The organism is Algibacter sp. (genome assembly GCF_049667265.1).
Lineage (GTDB): Bacteria > Bacteroidota > Bacteroidia > Flavobacteriales > Flavobacteriaceae > Algibacter_B.
The window spans coordinates 1-18,874 of the sequence record NZ_JBATHX010000231.1 but is presented as its reverse complement, the minus strand read 5'-3'; the positions used below and the strand labels follow the sequence as shown (position 1 = coordinate 18,874).

Here is an 18,874-nt window from a genome sequence, read left to right as displayed (position 1 = left end):
AAACGTCTTGATTCTTAAAAAATTACACATAAAAAAGATAAAGCTCGCCTTTACCTATACCGCCTTTTAAAACAGGCAACAAAACTCAAATATATGGATAACTAAAGTTTTCTTTTAGTATTTTTGTGAAAAATTAGCTGAAATGAACACTTTCAAGGTTTCCGTGCAGGAAACATCCAATAACGCCATTGTAAAATTTGAAGTAAATCAATTTATAACCAAACATCAAAGTTTTGAGTTTAATAATATTGATGAAGCCAAAAATTCGCCATTGGCACAACAATTATTCTATTTACCATTCGTTAAAAAAGTATATATCTCAGGAAATTTTATTGCTGTTGAACGCTACAGCATTGTAGAATGGAATGATGTACAGGATGAAGTTTCAGAACAAATTGAAGCCTATCTAAATGATGGTGGTATTGTGGTTGAAGAAACTGCGACACCAAAAAAAGTAGCTGTTACCGTTTATGCAGAAAGCACGCCAAACCCATCGGTAATGAAGTTTGTAGCTAACAAAAAAATTGTTGCTGCGCTTTTTGAGTTTACCTCTATTGACGAAGCTAAACTTTCGCCTTTAGCAACTGAGTTATTTCATTTTCCGTTCGTACAACGTGTATTTCTTGATGAAAACTATGTGTCGATTACAAAATATGATATGGCAGAATGGGAAGATATTACGATTCAACTTCGTGAATTTATTAAGGATTATATTGAAAAAGGAAAGGACGTTGTACTTCCAGAAGCCATAGAAACCTTAAAAAAATCTACCAAACAAATTGATAGTCATTTTGAAACTTTAGATGATGTTTCGAAGGAAATTGTAAACATCTTGGAAGAATATGTAAAACCTGCTGTTGCTAGTGATGGTGGTAATATTCAATTCATTTCTTACGATTCCGATTTAAAAAATGTAAGTGTATTGCTTCAAGGAGCTTGTAGTGGTTGTCCTTCTTCAACCTATACTTTAAAAAGTGGTATTGAAAACATGCTAAAAGAAATGCTCCCAGGAAAAGTCTATACTGTTGAAGCTATTAATGGTTAAAATCGTGTGTCTTTTATTTTTAAAAGTGTCTAAAAAATAGTACCTTTAAAGGAGAATTAAAAACATTTTTTTTAACTATAAATCATAACATTATGGCCGTATTAAAAGTAATTGAAATATTAGCAAATTCAGACAAAAGTTGGGAAGAAGCAACTAGAAAAGCAGTAAAACACGCTTCAAAAAGTGTTAAAAACATACGTTCTGTATACGTTCAAGATCAAAGCGCAAGTGTTAAAGATGGTGAGGTTACAGATTTTAGAGTAAACGTAAAAATCACTTTTGAAGTGAACTAAATTTTTATTCCATTTAAAAAAATAAGCGTTCAGTTTCTGGACGCTTTTTTTATGGTTTAAATTTGCTAACTTTGGTGAATGAGACATATATTTCTACTAGTTTTTCTTATATTAATTATTGGCTGTAAGGGTCAGAATTCTGAGCCTATGAAACATCAATATACCAACGCTCTTGTAAATGAAACAAGCCCATATTTATTACAACATGCTCACAATCCTGTAGATTGGAATCCATGGAATGAAACCACTTTACAAAAAGCAAAAACCGAAAATAAATTATTACTAATAAGTGTTGGTTATGCAGCTTGCCATTGGTGCCATGTTATGGAACATGAAAGTTTTGAAGACAGCCTTGTGGCGCAAGTAATGAATAAAAACTTTATCAATATAAAAGTAGATAGGGAAGAACGTCCAGATGTAGACCAAGTTTATATGAATGCCGTGCAACTCATGACAGGTAGTGGTGGATGGCCTTTAAATGTAGTTGCATTGCCCGATGGAAGACCCGTTTGGGGTGGCACCTATTTTAAGAAAGACCAATGGATGGATGCCTTGGATCAAATCTCAAAATTATATACAGAAAACCCTGAAAAACTTCAAGAGTATGCTAGTAAGTTAGAAGCGGGTATTAAATCTTTAGATGTTGTTGAATTAAACACAAACGAACCAGTTTTTGATAAACCTTTCATTCAAAACGCTGTTAAAAGTTGGGCAAAACAATTTGACAACAATCAAGGTGGAATGAATAGCGCACCTAAGTTTATGATGCCCAATAATTATCATTTTCTATTAAGATATGCCCATCAAAATAATGATAGTGAATTATTAGACTTTGTTAATTTAACACTCAAAAAAATGGCTTATGGAGGTATTTTTGACCAGATTGGAGGCGGATTTTCAAGATATTCAGTAGATGCCAAATGGCATGTGCCCCATTTCGAAAAAATGCTTTATGATAATGGGCAATTAGTAAGTTTATATGCAGACGCATACCTTTTAACAAAAAATGAGATTTACAAAGACGTTGTAACAGAAACATTAGCATACATCAATCAGGAAATGACAACTGAAAATGGGGCATTCTACTCGTCACTAGATGCAGACAGCAAAACCCCTGAAGGAGAATTAGAAGAAGGTGCTTTTTACGTTTGGAAAAAAGACGAACTAAAAACATTATTAAAAGAAGAATTCGACATGTTTTCAGATTATTATAATGTAAATAATTACGGGTTTTGGGAACATGATAATTATGTGCTTATAAAAAAAAATGATGATTACACCATCATGAAAAAACATAATATCACTAAGGATGCTTTAATTAAAAAGAAACAATCATGGAAAGCTATCTTACTGAATGAGCGTAATAAAAGAGCCAAACCAAGATTAGACGACAAAACACTAACCTCCTGGAATGCTATCATGTTAAAAGGATATACTGATGCTTATCGTGTTTTTGGAAATGCAGATTATCTAGCTTCCGCTGAAAAAAATGCCAATTTCATTTTAAATAATCAATTGCGAGAAGATGGTGGATTAAACCATAATTACAAAAACGGAAAAAGTAGTATAAATGGTTATTTAGAAGATTATGCTGCCACGGTAGATGCTTTTTTAGCACTTTATGAAAATACTTTAGATGAAAAGTGGTTAAAATCTGCAAGAGATTTAACAAATTATACATTCGATCACTTTTTTGATGATAGTAATAAAATGTTCTACTTTACATCCAATAGTGATGCTTCATTAGTATCTAGAAGTATAGAATATAGAGACAATGTCATTCCGGCAAGTAATTCTATCATGGCTAAAAACCTATTTAAATTATCGCATTATTTCGAAAATGAGCATTATAGCACAACAGCCATGTCTATGTTAAATAATGTCAAACCAGAAATGCAAGACTACCCTTCTGGATACTCCAACTGGTTCGAATTAATGCTTAATTATACCAACCCTTACTATGAAGTAGCTATTGTAGGTCCAGAAGTAAAACAAAAAATAGCAGAGTTAAACAAAACCTATATTCCTAATAAGCTTATTGCTGGAAGCAGTTCAGAAAACGATATGCCCTTATTAGAAAACAGGTATAATCCAAATAATACACTTATCTATGTTTGCGTGAATAAAGCCTGTAAACTTCCCGTTTCGGAAACTAAAGATGCTTTAAAACTTTTAAAACAATGAAACTAATAACTATTATACTTATAGCCCTTGTAGCTCTAGAGCATTTCTATTTTTTATTTTTAGAGATGTTTATGTGGACTAAACCTAAGGGCATCAAGGCCTTCGGATTAAAATCTAAACAATTTGCTGAGGACACTAAGGTATTAGCTGCAAATCAAGGACTTTATAATGGGTTTTTAGCGGCGGGACTATTATTCGCTATTTTCCAAAACAACGTAAAAACTGCCATTTTCTTTCTTATTTGTGTGACTATTGCTGGTATTTATGGGTCTTACTCAACAAAGCAAATAAAGCTATTTTATGTGCAAGCAGTTCCTGCAATAATTGCATTAATTTTTTGCTTTATTTAAAAAATAATTAATCATTTTTTATCGCTTAAACATTTAAAAACTAACCTTTAGTTTTTACTTTTGCGATTACTAAAACTTAAAAAATTATGAATTTAGAAAACATCGACACAGAGAAATGGCTAGAATTAGCCTTAGAATACGGACTTAAAATTCTTGGAGCTATAGTTATATGGATTATAGGTTCTTGGGTAATTAAAATGATTCTTAAAGGTTTAAGAAAAGCTTTGGAAAAAGGAGATTATGACGTTAGTCTTAAAAAGTTTTTACTGAATTTACTTAAATGGATTTTAAAAATTGTTTTAATTATTGTAGTTCTGGGAACTGTTGGTGTTGAAACGACATCATTTGCAGCCATTTTAGCAGCTGCTGGTTTAGCAATAGGTTTAGCCTTGCAAGGTTCGTTAGGTAATTTTGCTGGAGGTGTTTTAATTATGATATTTAAACCATTTAAAATTGGAGATTTAATTGAAGCTCAAGGTGAACTTGGTGTGGTAAAACAAATTGAAATATTTACGACAAAACTAACAGGTTTATCTAATAGAGAAATCATTATTCCAAATGGGTCTTTATCAAACGGAAATATTATTAATTATACTACTGAAGGTACACGTCGTGTAGATTTAACTTTTGGAGTTGGTTATGATTCTGATATTAAGAAAACAAAGGAAGTGTTAATGAATGTTTTAAAATCGCACCCTAAAGTATTAAAAGAACCAGTACCTACAGTAAATGTTTCTGAATTGGCTGATAGTTCAATAAACTTTGCTGTGAGACCTTGGTGTAACGCAGAGGACTATTGGGCTGTTTATTTTGGTATTACTGAAGAGGTAAAAGAAGCGCTTGATAAAGCTGGTATTGATATTCCTTACCCACATCAAGTTGAGATTAGGAAACAAGGATAGAAAAATAATATATCTAATATCAGACCCACTAGGTTTTAAAAACCTGGTGGGTCTTTTTTTTATTTTACTTTTGGCTTTAATGCCACAAAATCTTTTAAATAATACGGTTCAAAATAAGCAACATCTTCGGTATCGCCTTTTTTGTATTTATTAAACGCCAACAGGCCCATTTCTTTTGCAGAAGGCAATTTATTTTCAACAAAAACAGCATTTGGATGATTTATTAAAGCTTTCGTTTTTTCAACACCATTTCCAATAATATAGACTTTCCCTTGTTGTAAGTAATCCTCAAAAGAAGTTTCATTTAAAATCTGAGCTTCAGTAGCTCTAATTTGCTCGTAATTTGAATTGTAAATCGCCGAATACACTTCCATGCGTCTAGCATCAAGCATTGAAATGATAACACCTTCTTCTATTTTAACTTGATGTCCTAAGGCATCTAAAGTTGGGATAGCAATTAATGGTTTATCCAAAGCAAAACAAAGCCCTTTAGCGGCAGAAACTCCAATTCGTAAACCTGTGTAAGACCCTGGACCTTTACTTACCGCAATGGCAGCTAAATCACTTGAACTAATATTTGCTTCTTTTAAAACTTCATCAATGTAAACATGAAGTCTTTCTGCATGCGAATAGCTTTTATCATTATCCTCTTTTAAAACAATGGTTTCCCCGTTTTTTGAAAGCGATACGGAGCAATTTGTTGTTGCGGTTTCTAAGTTTAATATGAATGTATTCATTTTGTTAAATAGTCCAAAAATGTAGATTCTCGCTTGCACGGGAATGAAAATTTAAAATGTTAGTTCAATGCAATCATTAAGAAATTACTTTTTAGTTAGTTAAAGATTTTCCCATGTAAAAGTCTAATACTTTTGTTTTAAATACAAAATCGTATTTCGCATTAATTAAAGAAGATTCTGCATTTATTAATTGCACTCTAGCTTGCTCTAAATCAAAAGCAGTTAAAACTCCTATATCATAACGTTCTTTTGAATTGTTAAATGCTAAGGTCTGAGACTCCAAAGATTTTTCGGCAGCATCAAAAGCTTTAAAAGCTGCTTGAGCATCGGTATATGCACGTTGGATATTGGCTTCTAAATCTAATTTTGCTTGTTCTAAATTGAGTAAACTATTTTCCTCCTGAATTCTGGATTTAGCAACGTCAGTTTTAGTTTGAAATCTTGAAAAGATTGGAATACCAATGCTTAAATTAAAACTATGTCCTTTATTATTATTAATCTGGTCTAGAAAAGAGGCTTCATTATCACTTAAATTTGAATAAAAAGCATTGGCGCCAAACCCATAACTTAATGAAACACCCGGCAAATAAGCACTTTTAGAAATTTCAGTATTTAATTTTGAGCTTTCAATATTCTTCTCTGCAATTTTAATCTCATTTCTGTTTTCTAAGGCATAATTTAAAACTGGATTTACATCCTTATAAAGCAATGCTTCAGACGGGGTATTTACTTCAATATACTCGACATTGAAATCATTATAAGGCACTTGCAATAATTGAGATAAGGTTAATAATGCTAAATTAAAATTGTTCTCAGCTAGCGTAACTTGTTGCGCATCTCTACTTAACGTTGCTTCAGAATCAAATACATTTGCTTTAGGTTGCACACCAGCATCAACTAAACTTTTAACTTGTTCTAATTGTTTTAAACTAAATGCATATTGCGCATTAGCAATTTCTAAATTTTCTTTATTAAACAAAACGTTTAAATAGGCATTTACAACATTTAATGAAATATCGTCTTTAATCCTATTTAGCGTCAATTCGTTTGTTTCCTTATTTAGCAAAGATTGTTTATAAACATTTAATCTTCTAAAACCATTAAAAACCGTTTGAGAAACACTAACACCTAAGTTTGTTGAATGACTAGTTCTGTCGGCAAATAAACCTTCTGCTACAAGACTTGTGCCTAAACTTAAGCCTTGAGAAGCACTTGCGCTAACCGAAGGTAAAAATTGCCCTTTTGCCGCTATAATATCTTGATCGTTACTTAATATGGTGTTCTGCCCTTGTTTAACAGTAATATTATTTTCCAAGGCATGGTTCACACATGCTTGTAGCGTCCATGTATTTTGCTGAGCAAATGAAAACGCTGAAAATACTAATGCTAAAACTAAAACGACTTGTTTCATATTATTCTTCTTCATCTTCTCCATCTTCGTTATCTTTTGATGCTTTATTCCAAACTTTAATTTTATCACCTTCCTTAACGCCACTTTTAATTTCAACATTAATTCCATCAGACAAACCTAACTCCACATCTTCTTTTTTGAATTTGTTTTCACCTTCTAAAATTTCAACGAAAGGTTCTTCAGTAATTCGGTTATATTGAAGAAGCGCTTCTCTAATTACCAACACACTGTCCTGACTTCTTTCTAGTTCTATTTCCGCGTTAGCACTATATCCAGCTCTAATATTAGTGAGCGAATCAATGGTAACATCAGCTTTTATTGTAAACTGAACAGCCCCATTTTCCTCAACACCTTTTGGAGCAACAAATGTTAATTTAGCAGGAAACTCTTTATTTCTAATGGCTCCTAAAATGACTTTGATATCTTTACCTTCTTTAACTTTTCCAACTTCAGCCTCATCTAATTTTCCTTCAAAAATCATTAAGCTCATATCTGCAATGGTTGCGATGGTTGTTCCAGCATTAAAACTATTACTTTCTATAACTTGGTCGCCTTCACGAACAGGGATTTCCAGAATGGTTCCTGCTATTTGCGCTATAATATTCGTATTTGCAGAACTTCCTCCTGAAATGGAACCGCGCTTAATAATCTGATAATCATTTTGAGCTTGCGATAATGACTCCTTAGCTTGGTTGAAAGACAACTCACTATTCTCAAAATCTTGTTGTGAAATGACACCTTTTTCAAATAAGGTTTTATTTCTTGTATATAGTACATTCGCATTATCGTATGATAATTTAGCAGTACTAATTCTACCTTTAGATGCTACCAAATTTTGCTCATTTGGCACTACTCTAATGGTTGCAATTAAGTCTCCTTTTTTAACTTTATCACCTTCTTCTACAAGAATTTTATCAACGATGCCTGCAATTTGCGGTTTCAGTTCAATTTCTTCTTCTGGATTCAATTTTCCTGTTGCTACTGCTTTTGTATCAATAGTGCTAAAAAACGGTTCTTCAACTTTATAGTCAACAACATCTTTTGAGTTGGCATCTTTAAAATACTTTAACACGAATGCCAATGCTATAATAGCAACTATTACTAAAATAATTTTTACTGTCTTGTTCATATTCTTGATTGTTTATTCTTCTCTTAATGCTTCAATTGGTTTTATGCTTGTGGCTTTATTTGCTGGTATTAACCCTATTAATGTGCCTAAAATAACCAGGATTACTAAGGCTATGAAAACCACACCTATGGATACCGATGCGTTTACAATGGCGGCATCGTCTCCTTGACCAAAAAAGTGGTCTAATAAAATTAAAATCCAGCCTCCTGTTATAATTCCAAATATGCCAGCCACTATGGTTAAAAAAACTGCCTCAACAACTATCTGTCTTTTTATTTCGAATGGTGTTGCTCCTAAAGCTCGTCGAACCCCAATTTCTTTAGTTCGTTCTTTTACCGTTATTAACAAAATATTTCCAATCGCAAATACACCTGCAATTAAAGTTGCAATTCCAACAAACCAGGTTAAAAACTGCATTCCAGTTAAAAACCCAGTAATTTTAGCAAACTCATTTCCAAGGTTAAAACTTCCAAAGGCACGCTTATCATTTGGGTGAATTTTATTAAGATTTTTTAATAATAATTTGGCATCTTCTTCAATTTGGGTAATGTCATATTCTGGCTTACCAGTAATCATCATCCATCCAATTTGATCGCCCTGATTGTATATTTGCTGAAACGTTGTAAATGGAATATGCATATCTGAAGTTGGCCCCATATTTACATTTCCGTTTTCGAACATGCCAATAACTTTGAAATTGATTTTATTTATCTCGATATATTCTCCAATCGGCATGTCATCTTTTTCAAAAAGCTGTTTAAAGGCATCTTCAGAAATTACAACTACTTTTTTGTTATCATCAATATCATTTTGGTTGATAAAACGCCCATGAACTAATTTTTTCTTTTGAACTTGATCTAATAATGGATAATCGCCATTTAATCCAAAGGTCCCAGAAAGAAAATTTCTAACAACTACAGCTTGGTTTTGATTTCGAGGTACAACAAACTCAATACCTTCAACATTCTCCTCTACTTTTTTGGCATCTTTTAAAGATAACTTTACTTGTCTTCCTTCTTGAAAACCTTGAAAAGGCTTACTCGTACTTTCACCCCAAATAAATACGCTATTTGTTGCAAAACTTCCAAATAATCTATTAAATGAATTTTCCAAACCACGGGCAGAACCTAAAAGGCCAATAAGTAATAAAATACCCCACCAAACACCCACCATAGTTAAGATAGATCGAAGTTTATTTTTACTTAAACTATCAAAAACTTCTTGCCAGGTATCTCTATCGAATAAAAATTTAAACATAATTAGTCGTTTCTTAAGGCTACAATAGGTTTAATTTGCGATGCTTTTTTAGCCGGTAAATATCCCGCAATGGCTCCTGCAATGATTAATGTTAGCGTGGCTCCAATTACTAAGCTATTACTAACGCCGGGATCTTTAATAAAATATTCTTTTAAACTTGGCCCAACAAATTCAAGTACACCAACGCCAACCAATAAGCCAATGTAACCAGCAATTGCCGTTATTATAATAGACTCTATTAAAATAATAGACACAATAGATTTAGGTGATGCTCCTAAGGCTTTACGTATACCAATTTCTTTGGTCCGTTCTTTTACTATAAAAATCATAATATTACTGATTCCCACAATACCAGCTATAAGCGTTCCGAAACCAATAACCAATATAATTACCGTTAAACTCATGGTCATGATATCCACTTGTTCCGTGCCTTGAGCCATATTCCAAATTCTGATAGCTCGCTGATCACTTCTTGCAACATCAAAACGTTTTTTTAAACTGTTTGAAATGGCATTACCAAAGGCTAAAGCTTCGCCCGATTTCATTTCAGGGTTATAGGTTAAATGTATTAAATCAATAAAATCGTTATTTCCATAAACAAACTGGGTAGTTGTGATAGGCATATAAATAACGGCCTCTTCACTATCTCCTTCATCATCGGTAAAAACACCAACAACTTTATATTGAATGCCACTTAGGTTAATATATTTCCCAATAGGATCTTCCTTAAAAAACAAATCGTCTTCAACTTTTTTTCCGATTACGACTACTTTGGTGCGGTTATGAATATCATTTTGGTTGATATAACGTCCAGATTTAACCACATTATTTTCAATAAACATGTACTCTGGGTGAACGCCTCGTAACTGGTAATTGTTTTTTTCACCTTTAAAAGAAGCACTCGCACTTTTATTTACTTTTGAGGTGATAAATTGAACTTTATCGCCATACTTTTCTTTAATAAACTCACGATCTTCACTTTTGAATTGTATCAGGCGCCCCACCTGTAAACCCTTATGCGCTTTGGTTGTTTTGCCCGGGAATATCACTATAGAATTGTTTGCATCGGTTCCAAATGCTTCTTGAAATGTGTTTTGTAATCCATTGGCAATTCCGAAAAGGATGGTAAATAACAAAATAGCAAATGCCACAGTAAAACCAGAAAGTAAACTTCTAGTTCTGTTCATATTAATACTCTGAAATATTTCGCGCCAAAGGTCTATGTCAAACATGCTGCTCGGCTCTTACTTGGGTTACTTTCACATCTTCCATAATCACACCGTCTCGCAACCGCACTATGCGCTTACACATATTTGCAATATCCTCCTCATGCGTTACCATTAATATGGTTTTGCCTTCATCATTTAATTGCTGAATAAAAGCCATAATATCGTAGGATGTTGTGGTATCTAATGCTCCTGTAGGCTCATCAGCTAAAAGTAATTTAGGGTTTGCAGCCAATGCTCTGGCAATAGCAACACGCTGTTTTTGACCACCAGAAAGTTCTTTCGGTAAATGTTTAGCCCAATCTGCTAAACCAACTTTTCCTAAGTGAAACATGGCCATTTCTTGACGCTCTTTACGTTTCATACCTTGATAATACAACGGTAGGGCTACATTTTCAAGAGCGTTTTTGTAATTTATTAAGTTGAAAGACTGAAAAATAAAACCTAAAAATTTATTTCTATAAACAGCTGCTTTTTTCTCGGTAAGATTTTTAATTGGCAAGCCATCAAGAATGTACTCGCCAGAATCAGCCTCATCTAACATACCAATTATGTTTAATAAAGTTGATTTTCCAGATCCTGAAGACCCCATGATTGCTACCATTTCACCCTCTTCAACATCAAGATCTATTCCTTTTAAAACATGTAAACTAGAATCGCCTATAGGATAGGATTTGTGAAGTTGATGAATCTTTAACATGGATTTATTGGTTTAGTTAAACAAGCTAAGCTTTTAAATTAGACTAACAAGACAAAGAAATGTTACAAAAGGTTTACAAAAAAAATTTTATAACTTTTTTAACCTATTGTATTTCCGATAAATATAATACCCTATGCCTGCAATAAGTATGTAGGGAATGGCCATTAAATATACAATCCCATCATTAATACCTTCGGCTGTGGTTTGTCCTTCTTCACTTTCTAATACTGCCCGACACATAGCACATTGAGCGTTGGTATCTATAAAAAAGAAAAATAATATGAGAAAAAAGACAATCTTGTGTTTCATTTCTATGCGTAATATGGTGAAATCATTATGTATACTACAACTCCAGTTATAGCAACGTAAAGCCATAATGGGAATGTGATTTTTGCTATTTTTTTATGCTTTTCAATGTTATTAGTTATTGCTCTGAAGTATGTAATTAATACAAAAGGAATAACAGCTATTGATAATACAATATGAGTTATTAAAACAAAGTAATAAATATATTTTACGGCACCTTCACCACCAAATGCTGTAGAATCGCTTGTCATATGATAAGTAATATACATGAGTAAAAACAGTATTGATAAGCCGATTGCAAACTTCATTAATCTTTCGTGAAGTTTAATTTTTTTATTTGTTATTGCAATAAAAGCCAACACTAAAACTAAGGCAGTAAACGCATTAACACTTGCATAAATAGGCGGTAAAAACACAGGTAATTCCACATCAATTTTAATTCCGAAAAGTGCTGCAACAGCAACAGGAATTACTATGGATAGTATAACTATAAGTTTGTTATATTTTTTTTCGTCTATTGTATTATCTTGATTCTTCTTCATATTACTGTAAAATCATTATTCATAAGATTCTGAAACAAGTTCAGAATGACTAGCATCACTCAGTAAGCAGTTTTTTAATATCCTCTTTTAAGGCACTAATTTCTTCTAATTTACCATCTTCATCTGTTTTTTCAGATTCTGATGTTATGCCATTATAATAAATTATTGGGTTTCCGTCAACAACCCTGCATCTTATAAATCCGTTTTTATCAATTAAAGCAAAATTTCCGGAATGCTCAAAACCACCCTCAACATCAGGATTTGCAGCGGCATAAATATAAAAACCTTCATTTGAAAGCTTATAAATGGCTTCTTTATCGCCTGTCATTAAATTCCAATTAGGATTTGTAACCCCATATTTTTCAGCGTATGCTTTAAGAACTTCGGGGGTATCATTTTCAGGATTAATAGTGAAGGATGCCACTCCAAAATCTTCAAATTCTTCAAACTCATTTTGAATTTCTATAAGATTTCTATTCATTCTTGGGCAAATAGTTGGGCAAGTTGTAAAAAAGAACTCAATAACATACACCTTACCCTCGTAATCTTTATTAGTAATGGTTTTTCCATCTTGATTTGTAAAAGCAAAATTTGGAACCTTTCTATTTTCACCGTTATTAGGAATAAACACTAAATCGGATGATTTTTTTGGTGTCTCCCTTTTTTGATCACTTCTACTTTCCTGTCTTGAGATATCGTTATTTGATATTCTTTCTGCAATTCTTGGAACAAAAATAATTCCAAAAATAAGAACAATAAAGGCAATGCCTATGTATGAATAATTTGGTTTTTTACTCATTATTATCAGCTTTTAAATCGTTGGCTCTTCTAATATCAGAATTAAATTCGCCTTTTCGTTTCTGTCTGTATTCAGTTAAAAGAATGCGTAAATCGTCACTCATCTTATTTTTTATTTCGGCAACTTCAATACAATTATATGCGTAAAGTCCGTAACTAGACTTCTTTTTTTCTAATTCCTTATCCGTTCTATCATCCAATCGTCCGCGTTGGTTTAAACCTTTATCAACTATATAAACTTGGTTGGTTTCTAAACTTGATGATAAATTTCCTTTAGTTTTTAGGCTATAAAAAACACGTTTAATGTCGCTTGGTTCTCCAAAAACGAAATGCCAAAATTTTAAATCCTCGTACGAACTTATTTCTGCCTTTAGGATTTTAACAGCTTCTTCTGTTCCTTTTGGCATAAGTATTACAATTTGAAAACCTTTAAAGCCTTTAAACTTATCGTAAACTAACTCCTTTAAATTTAAGGCTATGGTACTACTCTTTTCTGGGTTATCTCCAAAAAAACCGAGTACGGTAATGTGATCTAATAAAAGGACCTTTTCTTCAGGTTCAGATGAAAAACTTTCCAAATCAATCACCGATTCATCAACAATATCTAAAGGCGAATAATTATGCGTTGCCGGATATAAAAACAATAAAAAGGTTACAGGTAGAAAGAATAAAACTCCTAAAACCACATAGCGACTTACCTTTTTATAATTCATGAATGAATAGTGTATATTTTGTTTTGCAAAAATAAAAAAAGGCGGTTTAAAAACCGCCTTAATATCTTAAATTAACTATAATTTAAATAGTTAAAAATCTCTTTTGATATAACCATCTTTATATACATCAAAAACGTATCCACCTTCTTGTAACAAAATGAATATTAGGTAAAGAATAAGGAAAATTGCTGTCCAAACCACCATACGTCTTAAGGACTTAGTTTCATCACGCATGTGCATGAAATCCCAAGTAATGTAATAAGCTTTTACTATCGTTAAGATTATGAATATCCAGTTTAAGATTTTCATACCTAAAAACTTAGCCATTAACGCTTCTGGTTTTACAATACCTAATGCGACTTCTATTATTGTTACAATAGTTAAGAATACTAAAACACCCCAAATTTTTTGAGTGTTGGATTTGAATTTTAATAATCCTTGAAATATTGCTAATTTATGTTCGTGTGCCATTTTAAATTTGCTTTTGGCCTTTAGCTTTTGGCTATTGGCGAATATTATTTATTAAACTAGGTAGAAGAATGTAAATACAAATACCCAAACTAAATCTACAAAGTGCCAGTATAAACCAACTTTTTCAACCATCTCATAACTTCCGCGTCTTTCGTAAGTTCCTAAAACAACATTGAAGAAAATAATGATATTAATAAGCACACCAGAGAATACGTGAAACCCGTGAAATCCTGTTATAAAGAAAAAGAAATCTGCAAAAAGTGGCGACCCATATTCATTAACATGAAGATTTGCACCTTCAACATACAATGTTCCATTTTTCATTACTTGATCTATAGATTCATCTCTTGTTAAAACAGTTTTTTCGCCTTCCTCATTTATAATTTGAGTACGCACTAAAACATCTTTATTAGCTTGTAAACCATGAATAACTTCATCCATTGTATAAGCAGGAAGAGAGCCTTCATTAACAAACCAAAGTCCATTTTTGTCTTGATGCTGCGTTCTATCTTGATGTGCTGCACTAACAGTAAAATCTCTTACGGCAACACGTTTAAAAACCTGTTCACCATCTTCATCAACATAATGACCAAACTGTAAAATGTTACCACCTTTAGTTTGTATAGCGCCATAATCGCCTTTTATAAATGTATTCCATTCCCAAGCTTGAGAACCAACGAATATCAAACCACCAATAATGGTTAAAAACATGTATATAGTAACTTTAGCCTTGTTCATATGGTGTCCAGCATCAACAGCCAAAACCATAGTTACAGACGACATAATAAGTACAAACGTCATAAACGCCACATAATACATCGGTGCATCTACGCCATGTAAAAACGGAAAGTGAGTAAACACCTCATCTGCAATTGGCCATGCATCAATAAATTTAAATCTTGAAAATCCGTAGGCTGCTAAAAACCCCGAGAATGTTAAAGCATCCGATACGATGAAAAACCACATCATCATTTTACCGTAACTTGCTTTAAGTGGTTCGTTACCGCCACCCCAAGTTTTGCCTTCTGCTACTGCTGTACTCATATATAATGGTTGTTATTTATAAAGTTGGACAAAAATAATCAATTTATTCATCTAATAAAACATCAAGCTTTAAAAATTAAAAACGCGAAAATAATTTAGTTTAAAAATGCTTTAGGCGTTCCTTTTTGCTCATACCAACAAGGTTTTCAAAACCTTGCAGGATCGCAAAAAGTCGGGCTTTCACTACTCGCTCCTCCTTCGTCGGGAGCTCAAACAGGCCGTTCAATCCCTAACGCACGTATCCGCCAAAACCTCTGTAAAATAGCCAATTCAAAGCTTACTTGTTTAAATTCTATCTAACAAAATATAAAAACAGAAACAAATAAACCCACAAAATATCTATAAAATGCCAAAACGTTCCAGCCAATTCAAAACCTAGCATATTATCGGCCGTATACTTTTGTTTAAAATGATTATAAATTACAACCAACAAACAAATTAAGCCAACTACAACGTGCAAAATGTGCACAACAGCTATCAAATAAATGTAACTCATGGTAACATTACTCGTCGGTCCTGTAAAATTATAACCTAAATCTATAATTTGCTGAAATCCAGAAAACTGATTAATAATAAAAACAACACCAAGCGTTAATGTAGCGAATAACCAAAGCATGGTGGCTTTATGGTTTCCGTTTTTTAAAGCCCGTTTTGCTAAAATAAAAGTAAGACTACTTAAAATGATTACAACCGTACTTACCACAAAAGCATTTGGCAAAACAAAATCTTTTAACCAATCTGGTCTGGAACTACTTACAACAAAAGCACTAGTCCAACCAGCAAAAGACATTATTAAAGAAATAATCCCGAACCAAAGCATCATCTTTTTTGCTCTGTTATTTTTTTCTTCTTGTGTTCCTTGAGTTAAATCCATAATCTATCTGATAAATTTATCAACAACATAAATAATTTGAATAAGTGTAATATAAGACACGCTTACTAACATTAATTGCTTTGCTGCTTTTTCAGTCATTTTTTTAAACAATAGTATCGCATAATACAAAAACCACATGCCAGCTGCAAAAACTAAAACTGCTGCAACTACAGAAAGTTTTAACTTCCCTGTAAAACCAAATACCGGAATTATTGAAATTAAAATGGTCCAGATGGTGTACATAATGGTTTGTACTGCGGTTCCTTTATCTTGCTTACCCGTTGGTAACATAAAAAACCCTCCTTTTTTATAATCTTCAAACAAAAACCAACCAATAGCCCAAAAATGCGGGAATTGCCAAAAAAACTGTAGTGCAAACAACGTTCCTGGTTCAATTCCAAAATCGTCAGTTGCGGCTACCCAACCTAACATAAACGGTATGGCTCCAGGAATAGCTCCAACAAAAACCGCCAACGGTGTTTTAGTTTTTAATGGAGTGTATGCACAAGTATATAAGAAAATAGAAATAGCACCAAACATGGCTGTTTGCTTGTTTATACTGTACAAAATAATAATCCCTAAAACAGTAAAAATACTAGAAATAATAAATGCGGTATTCACTGACATACGTCCTGCTGGAATGGGTCTGTTTTTAGTTCTATCCATTAAAGCATCCAAATCCTTTTCAATAATTTGATTGAATCCGTTTGATGCGCCCACCATAAAATAACCGCCTAATGCCAGTAAACCTAATGTTGTAAAATCGATAGTATCAACACCTAACAAATACCCAACAAGCGAAGAAAACACCACACTTATTGACAAGCGCATTTTCGTGATTTCCTTAAAATCTGAAATTACAGAAGGGGTTGCTAATGAAGATTGTGACTTACTCAATGTACTATGTCCTTGATGGCTTTTGTATTGCGAGTGCAAAGATACTTTATAAAAGCAATTTGAGCAATGCTTTAATCTTAAATTTCAAGTTACCAACTTTTAAATAAAATTAATTTAAAAGTATAAAGTTGTATTTTTAAGGTAAATTAAAATAACCGCCTTCTATGAAATCCTTAAAACTCATCACTTCCCTTTTTACGTTTAGTTTGGTTATAACAACATGCGCACAAAACAATGACGTCCAAATAACAACTCATAAACTCACCGAAAATATTTATATGCTTGAAGGACAAGGTGGAAATATTGGTGTTTCGGTTGGTGATGATGGTGTTTTTATGATTGATAGTCAATTTGGGCATTTAACACCAAAAATTTTAGAGGCCATTAAAACACTTAGTGATAAACCCATTAAGTTTTTAGCGAATACGCACCATCACGGCGATCATACTGGCGGCAATGAAAACATAGCCAAATTAAACACCACAATTATTGCTCACGATAATGTGTATAAACGTGTAAAAGACAATCCAAAACAAAATGACACATCACTTCCTGTAATTACTTTTAATGACAAATTGAGTTTATACATTAATGGAGAGCAAATCCTTATTTTTCATTTAGATAATGCCCATACCGATGGCGATGCTATGCTGTTTTTTACAGAAAGCAACGTGCTACATTCGGGCGACACCTTTTTTAGCGGACGTTATCCATATATCGATTTAAAATCTGGTGGAAGCGTTAATGGCTACATTCAAGCGATAAAAAGCGCACTAATTTTAATTGATGTTGACACTAAAATAATTCCAGGTCATGGTAACTTATCTAACAAACAGGATTACTCAACTTTTTTAAAAATGCTTGAAACATTGAAAGAAAAAGTTGAAACTGAAATTGCAAATGGAAAAACCGAATACGAAGTGGCTACTAACACAGCCTTAACAAAAACCTATGATGATTTGGATTATGGATGCTGTTTTATTTCTTCTGAAAAAATTAGGCGGACACTTTATAATGGGTTGAAGGAGTAGTTGGTATTAATTCGGGTATTACCACAAGGGTCTGGCTTTCCGCTTTATCTTTTTTTCGTGCCTTAAAAAGGATGCCGCTTCAATCCCTAACGTAATATCTACAACTTTTTAAAGCTTCAATTTATGAGATTCCTGCTTTCGCAGCAATGACAGGATTAATAATATCCCGAAATTCATCGGGATTATTTCAACCAGTCTAATTTATGAACATTGTTTTAGAATTCCATTAAATTATAGTTTCACTAATTATCAAAATACCAATTAAACAAATCGGTTCTAATGCCAAAATTAACCCATAGCGTTTCATTATTAAACGTTGATACTGTGGTGGCTTCAGGATTAAAATTTCTAACGGTTATATCTGTGAATATTTTTAGGTTAGTTGCTGGATTAACTAAATAACCAGCTTGTAAATTACCATGGAATATTTTTGATTTGATCCCTTGCCCTACTTCTACGCCAATATCAAAAGGTCGATCGTTATAATCTCTATAAATGTCGGCACCGTAACTAAAATTGTCGGTTCCGTTGTTATAATCCAGCCCGCGTGTTCCAAAAATAAACTTAGCATCGCCATACCAACGTTTGTAACGGTAACGCCCAATTATAATAGCTTCGCTAAAGTTTGCTCCCCATAAATGCGCCATAGATTGGTTGTTATGCCCATAATTAAGCACAATAGTATTATGCGAATACGTGTATGGTCGTACACGGTTATACTCAAATTGTAATAGTAAATTATCAATTTTAAAGGCATTAAAATATTTAACCCCAAGTTGGTAACCGTATTTGTTTTTCCAACTTTTCTCCCCGCCTTTTATATCGCCAAGTGAAAATTCATCTAAAATAAATTGGCCATAAAAATTTACATTATCATTCCATTTATATTTTGCCGTAGCTCCCAAAATGGCATTTCCAGCGCCTTGTCCAGTTTCAAACTCAATGGCTCTGTAAAAAATAATAG

At 32.8% G+C, this 18,874-nt stretch carries 20 protein-coding genes and 1 pseudogene; 6 read left to right on the top strand and 15 right to left on the bottom strand.

Annotated features, from left to right (window positions below; all coding sequences use genetic code 11):
• Positions 1-142: 142 nt before the first annotated feature.
• From WBN21_RS08695 to WBN21_RS08675, 5 genes are all read left to right on the top strand, one after another.
• Positions 143-1,045 (top strand): NifU family protein, encoded by a 903-nt coding sequence (locus tag WBN21_RS08695; RefSeq protein ID WP_424199392.1) that lies wholly within the window; start codon positions 143-145, stop codon positions 1,043-1,045.
• Between the two features lie 92 nt (positions 1,046-1,137).
• Entirely contained in the window at positions 1,138-1,338 is a 201-nt protein-coding gene (locus WBN21_RS08690) for a dodecin family protein (protein WP_424199390.1), read from the top strand.
• 147 nt (positions 1,339-1,485) lie between these two features.
• Positions 1,486-3,522, top strand: a complete 2,037-nt coding sequence (locus WBN21_RS08685) for a thioredoxin domain-containing protein (RefSeq protein ID WP_424199388.1) — start codon at positions 1,486-1,488, stop codon at positions 3,520-3,522.
• Positions 3,519-3,872 (top strand): DUF1304 domain-containing protein, encoded by a 354-nt coding sequence (locus WBN21_RS08680; protein WP_424199386.1) that lies wholly within the window; start codon positions 3,519-3,521, stop codon positions 3,870-3,872. Before WBN21_RS08685 ends, WBN21_RS08680 begins: the two co-directional genes overlap by 4 nt.
• Before the next feature lie 86 nt (positions 3,873-3,958).
• Positions 3,959-4,774 carry a mechanosensitive ion channel family protein gene (locus WBN21_RS08675; RefSeq protein WP_424199384.1) on the top strand — a complete coding sequence of 272 codons (816 nt, stop codon included), beginning with the start codon at positions 3,959-3,961 and terminating at the stop codon, positions 4,772-4,774.
• Between the two features lie 59 nt (positions 4,775-4,833).
• On the opposite strand, the gene tsaB is transcribed toward WBN21_RS08675, so the two are convergent.
• The 14 genes from tsaB to cyoE form a co-directional block, all read right to left on the bottom strand.
• Entirely contained in the window at positions 4,834-5,511 is a 678-nt protein-coding gene (gene tsaB / locus WBN21_RS08670; protein ID WP_424199382.1) for a tRNA (adenosine(37)-N6)-threonylcarbamoyltransferase complex dimerization subunit type 1 TsaB, read from the bottom strand.
• Between the two features lie 91 nt (positions 5,512-5,602).
• On the bottom strand, positions 5,603-6,937 hold the full coding sequence (locus WBN21_RS08665) for a TolC family protein (protein WP_424199380.1): 1,335 nt from the start codon (positions 6,935-6,937) through the stop codon (positions 5,603-5,605).
• Positions 6,924-8,051 carry an efflux RND transporter periplasmic adaptor subunit gene (locus WBN21_RS08660; RefSeq protein ID WP_424199378.1) on the bottom strand — a complete coding sequence of 376 codons (1,128 nt, stop codon included), beginning with the start codon at positions 8,049-8,051 and terminating at the stop codon, positions 6,924-6,926. Before WBN21_RS08660 ends, WBN21_RS08665 begins: the two co-directional genes overlap by 14 nt.
• Positions 8,052-8,063: 12 nt before the next feature.
• Positions 8,064-9,308 (bottom strand): ABC transporter permease, encoded by a 1,245-nt coding sequence (locus tag WBN21_RS08655; protein WP_424199376.1) that lies wholly within the window; start codon positions 9,306-9,308, stop codon positions 8,064-8,066.
• 2 nt (positions 9,309-9,310) lie between these two features.
• Positions 9,311-10,540, bottom strand: coding sequence for an ABC transporter permease (locus tag WBN21_RS08650; protein ID WP_424199374.1), 1,230 nt, complete (start codon positions 10,538-10,540; stop codon positions 9,311-9,313).
• Complete coding sequence (locus tag WBN21_RS08645; protein ID WP_424199372.1) at positions 10,533-11,234, bottom strand: ABC transporter ATP-binding protein; 702 nt, start codon at positions 11,232-11,234, stop codon at positions 10,533-10,535. The genes WBN21_RS08650 and WBN21_RS08645 overlap by 8 nt, the downstream gene beginning before the upstream one ends.
• Before the next feature lie 87 nt (positions 11,235-11,321).
• Complete coding sequence (locus WBN21_RS08640; RefSeq protein WP_424199370.1) at positions 11,322-11,543, bottom strand: hypothetical protein; 222 nt, start codon at positions 11,541-11,543, stop codon at positions 11,322-11,324.
• Positions 11,544-11,545: 2 nt separating this feature from the next.
• Positions 11,546-12,082 (bottom strand): DUF420 domain-containing protein, encoded by a 537-nt coding sequence (locus WBN21_RS08635; RefSeq protein ID WP_424199369.1) that lies wholly within the window; start codon positions 12,080-12,082, stop codon positions 11,546-11,548.
• Positions 12,083-12,137: 55 nt separating this feature from the next.
• The gene (locus WBN21_RS08630; protein ID WP_424199367.1) at positions 12,138-12,881 is read right to left on the bottom strand and encodes an SCO family protein; all 744 of its coding nucleotides are present in this window, start codon (positions 12,879-12,881) and stop codon (positions 12,138-12,140) included.
• Positions 12,874-13,593 carry a hypothetical protein gene (locus tag WBN21_RS08625; protein ID WP_424199365.1) on the bottom strand — a complete coding sequence of 240 codons (720 nt, stop codon included), beginning with the start codon at positions 13,591-13,593 and terminating at the stop codon, positions 12,874-12,876. Before WBN21_RS08625 ends, WBN21_RS08630 begins: the two co-directional genes overlap by 8 nt.
• A 90-nt stretch (positions 13,594-13,683) precedes the next feature.
• Positions 13,684-14,064 carry a cytochrome C oxidase subunit IV family protein gene (locus WBN21_RS08620; protein WP_424199363.1) on the bottom strand — a complete coding sequence of 127 codons (381 nt, stop codon included), beginning with the start codon at positions 14,062-14,064 and terminating at the stop codon, positions 13,684-13,686.
• 51 nt (positions 14,065-14,115) lie between these two features.
• Positions 14,116-15,108, bottom strand: a complete 993-nt coding sequence (locus WBN21_RS08615; RefSeq protein ID WP_424199361.1) for a cytochrome c oxidase subunit 3 — start codon at positions 15,106-15,108, stop codon at positions 14,116-14,118.
• A gap of 292 nt (positions 15,109-15,400) precedes the next feature.
• Positions 15,401-15,982, bottom strand: a complete 582-nt coding sequence (locus WBN21_RS08610) for a cytochrome c oxidase subunit 3 (RefSeq protein ID WP_424199359.1) — start codon at positions 15,980-15,982, stop codon at positions 15,401-15,403.
• Between the two features lie 3 nt (positions 15,983-15,985).
• Positions 15,986-16,879: a heme o synthase gene (gene cyoE / locus WBN21_RS08605; RefSeq protein ID WP_424199357.1), complete on the bottom strand. Its 894-nt coding sequence runs from the start codon at positions 16,877-16,879 to the stop codon at positions 15,986-15,988.
• Positions 16,880-17,043: 164 nt separating this feature from the next.
• Between cyoE and WBN21_RS08600 the strand changes: the two genes are divergently transcribed.
• Positions 17,044-17,910: an MBL fold metallo-hydrolase gene (locus WBN21_RS08600; protein ID WP_424199355.1), complete on the top strand. Its 867-nt coding sequence runs from the start codon at positions 17,044-17,046 to the stop codon at positions 17,908-17,910.
• 242 nt (positions 17,911-18,152) lie between these two features.
• On the opposite strand, the pseudogene WBN21_RS08595 reads toward WBN21_RS08600, so the two are convergent.
• Positions 18,153-18,874 (bottom strand): annotated as a pseudogene (locus WBN21_RS08595) (gliding motility protein RemB); the annotation flags it as partial.

Excerpts from the sequence above, each read along its gene's own strand:
- WBN21_RS08695 (WP_424199392.1), top strand. The coding sequence starts at position 143 with ATGAACACTTTCAAGGTTTCCGTGCAGGAAACATCCAATAACGCCATT.
- WBN21_RS08690 (WP_424199390.1), top strand. The coding sequence starts at position 1,138 with ATGGCCGTATTAAAAGTAATTGAAATATTAGCAAATTCAGACAAAAGT.
- WBN21_RS08685 (WP_424199388.1), top strand. The coding sequence starts at position 1,486 with ATGAAACATCAATATACCAACGCTCTTGTAAATGAAACAAGCCCATAT.
- WBN21_RS08680 (WP_424199386.1), top strand. The coding sequence starts at position 3,519 with ATGAAACTAATAACTATTATACTTATAGCCCTTGTAGCTCTAGAGCAT.
- WBN21_RS08675 (WP_424199384.1), top strand. The coding sequence starts at position 3,959 with ATGAATTTAGAAAACATCGACACAGAGAAATGGCTAGAATTAGCCTTA.
- tsaB (WP_424199382.1), bottom strand. The coding sequence starts at position 5,511 with ATGAATACATTCATATTAAACTTAGAAACCGCAACAACAAATTGCTCC.
- WBN21_RS08665 (WP_424199380.1), bottom strand. The coding sequence starts at position 6,937 with ATGAAGAAGAATAATATGAAACAAGTCGTTTTAGTTTTAGCATTAGTA.
- WBN21_RS08660 (WP_424199378.1), bottom strand. The coding sequence starts at position 8,051 with ATGAACAAGACAGTAAAAATTATTTTAGTAATAGTTGCTATTATAGCA.
- WBN21_RS08655 (WP_424199376.1), bottom strand. The coding sequence starts at position 9,308 with ATGTTTAAATTTTTATTCGATAGAGATACCTGGCAAGAAGTTTTTGAT.
- WBN21_RS08650 (WP_424199374.1), bottom strand. The coding sequence starts at position 10,540 with ATGTTTGACATAGACCTTTGGCGCGAAATATTTCAGAGTATTAATATG.
- WBN21_RS08645 (WP_424199372.1), bottom strand. The coding sequence starts at position 11,234 with ATGTTAAAGATTCATCAACTTCACAAATCCTATCCTATAGGCGATTCT.
- WBN21_RS08640 (WP_424199370.1), bottom strand. The coding sequence starts at position 11,543 with ATGAAACACAAGATTGTCTTTTTTCTCATATTATTTTTCTTTTTTATA.
- WBN21_RS08635 (WP_424199369.1), bottom strand. The coding sequence starts at position 12,082 with ATGAAGAAGAATCAAGATAATACAATAGACGAAAAAAAATATAACAAA.
- WBN21_RS08630 (WP_424199367.1), bottom strand. The coding sequence starts at position 12,881 with ATGAGTAAAAAACCAAATTATTCATACATAGGCATTGCCTTTATTGTT.
- WBN21_RS08625 (WP_424199365.1), bottom strand. The coding sequence starts at position 13,593 with ATGAATTATAAAAAGGTAAGTCGCTATGTGGTTTTAGGAGTTTTATTC.
- WBN21_RS08620 (WP_424199363.1), bottom strand. The coding sequence starts at position 14,064 with ATGGCACACGAACATAAATTAGCAATATTTCAAGGATTATTAAAATTC.
- WBN21_RS08615 (WP_424199361.1), bottom strand. The coding sequence starts at position 15,108 with ATGAGTACAGCAGTAGCAGAAGGCAAAACTTGGGGTGGCGGTAACGAA.
- WBN21_RS08610 (WP_424199359.1), bottom strand. The coding sequence starts at position 15,982 with ATGGATTTAACTCAAGGAACACAAGAAGAAAAAAATAACAGAGCAAAA.
- WBN21_RS08600 (WP_424199355.1), top strand. The coding sequence starts at position 17,044 with ATGAAATCCTTAAAACTCATCACTTCCCTTTTTACGTTTAGTTTGGTT.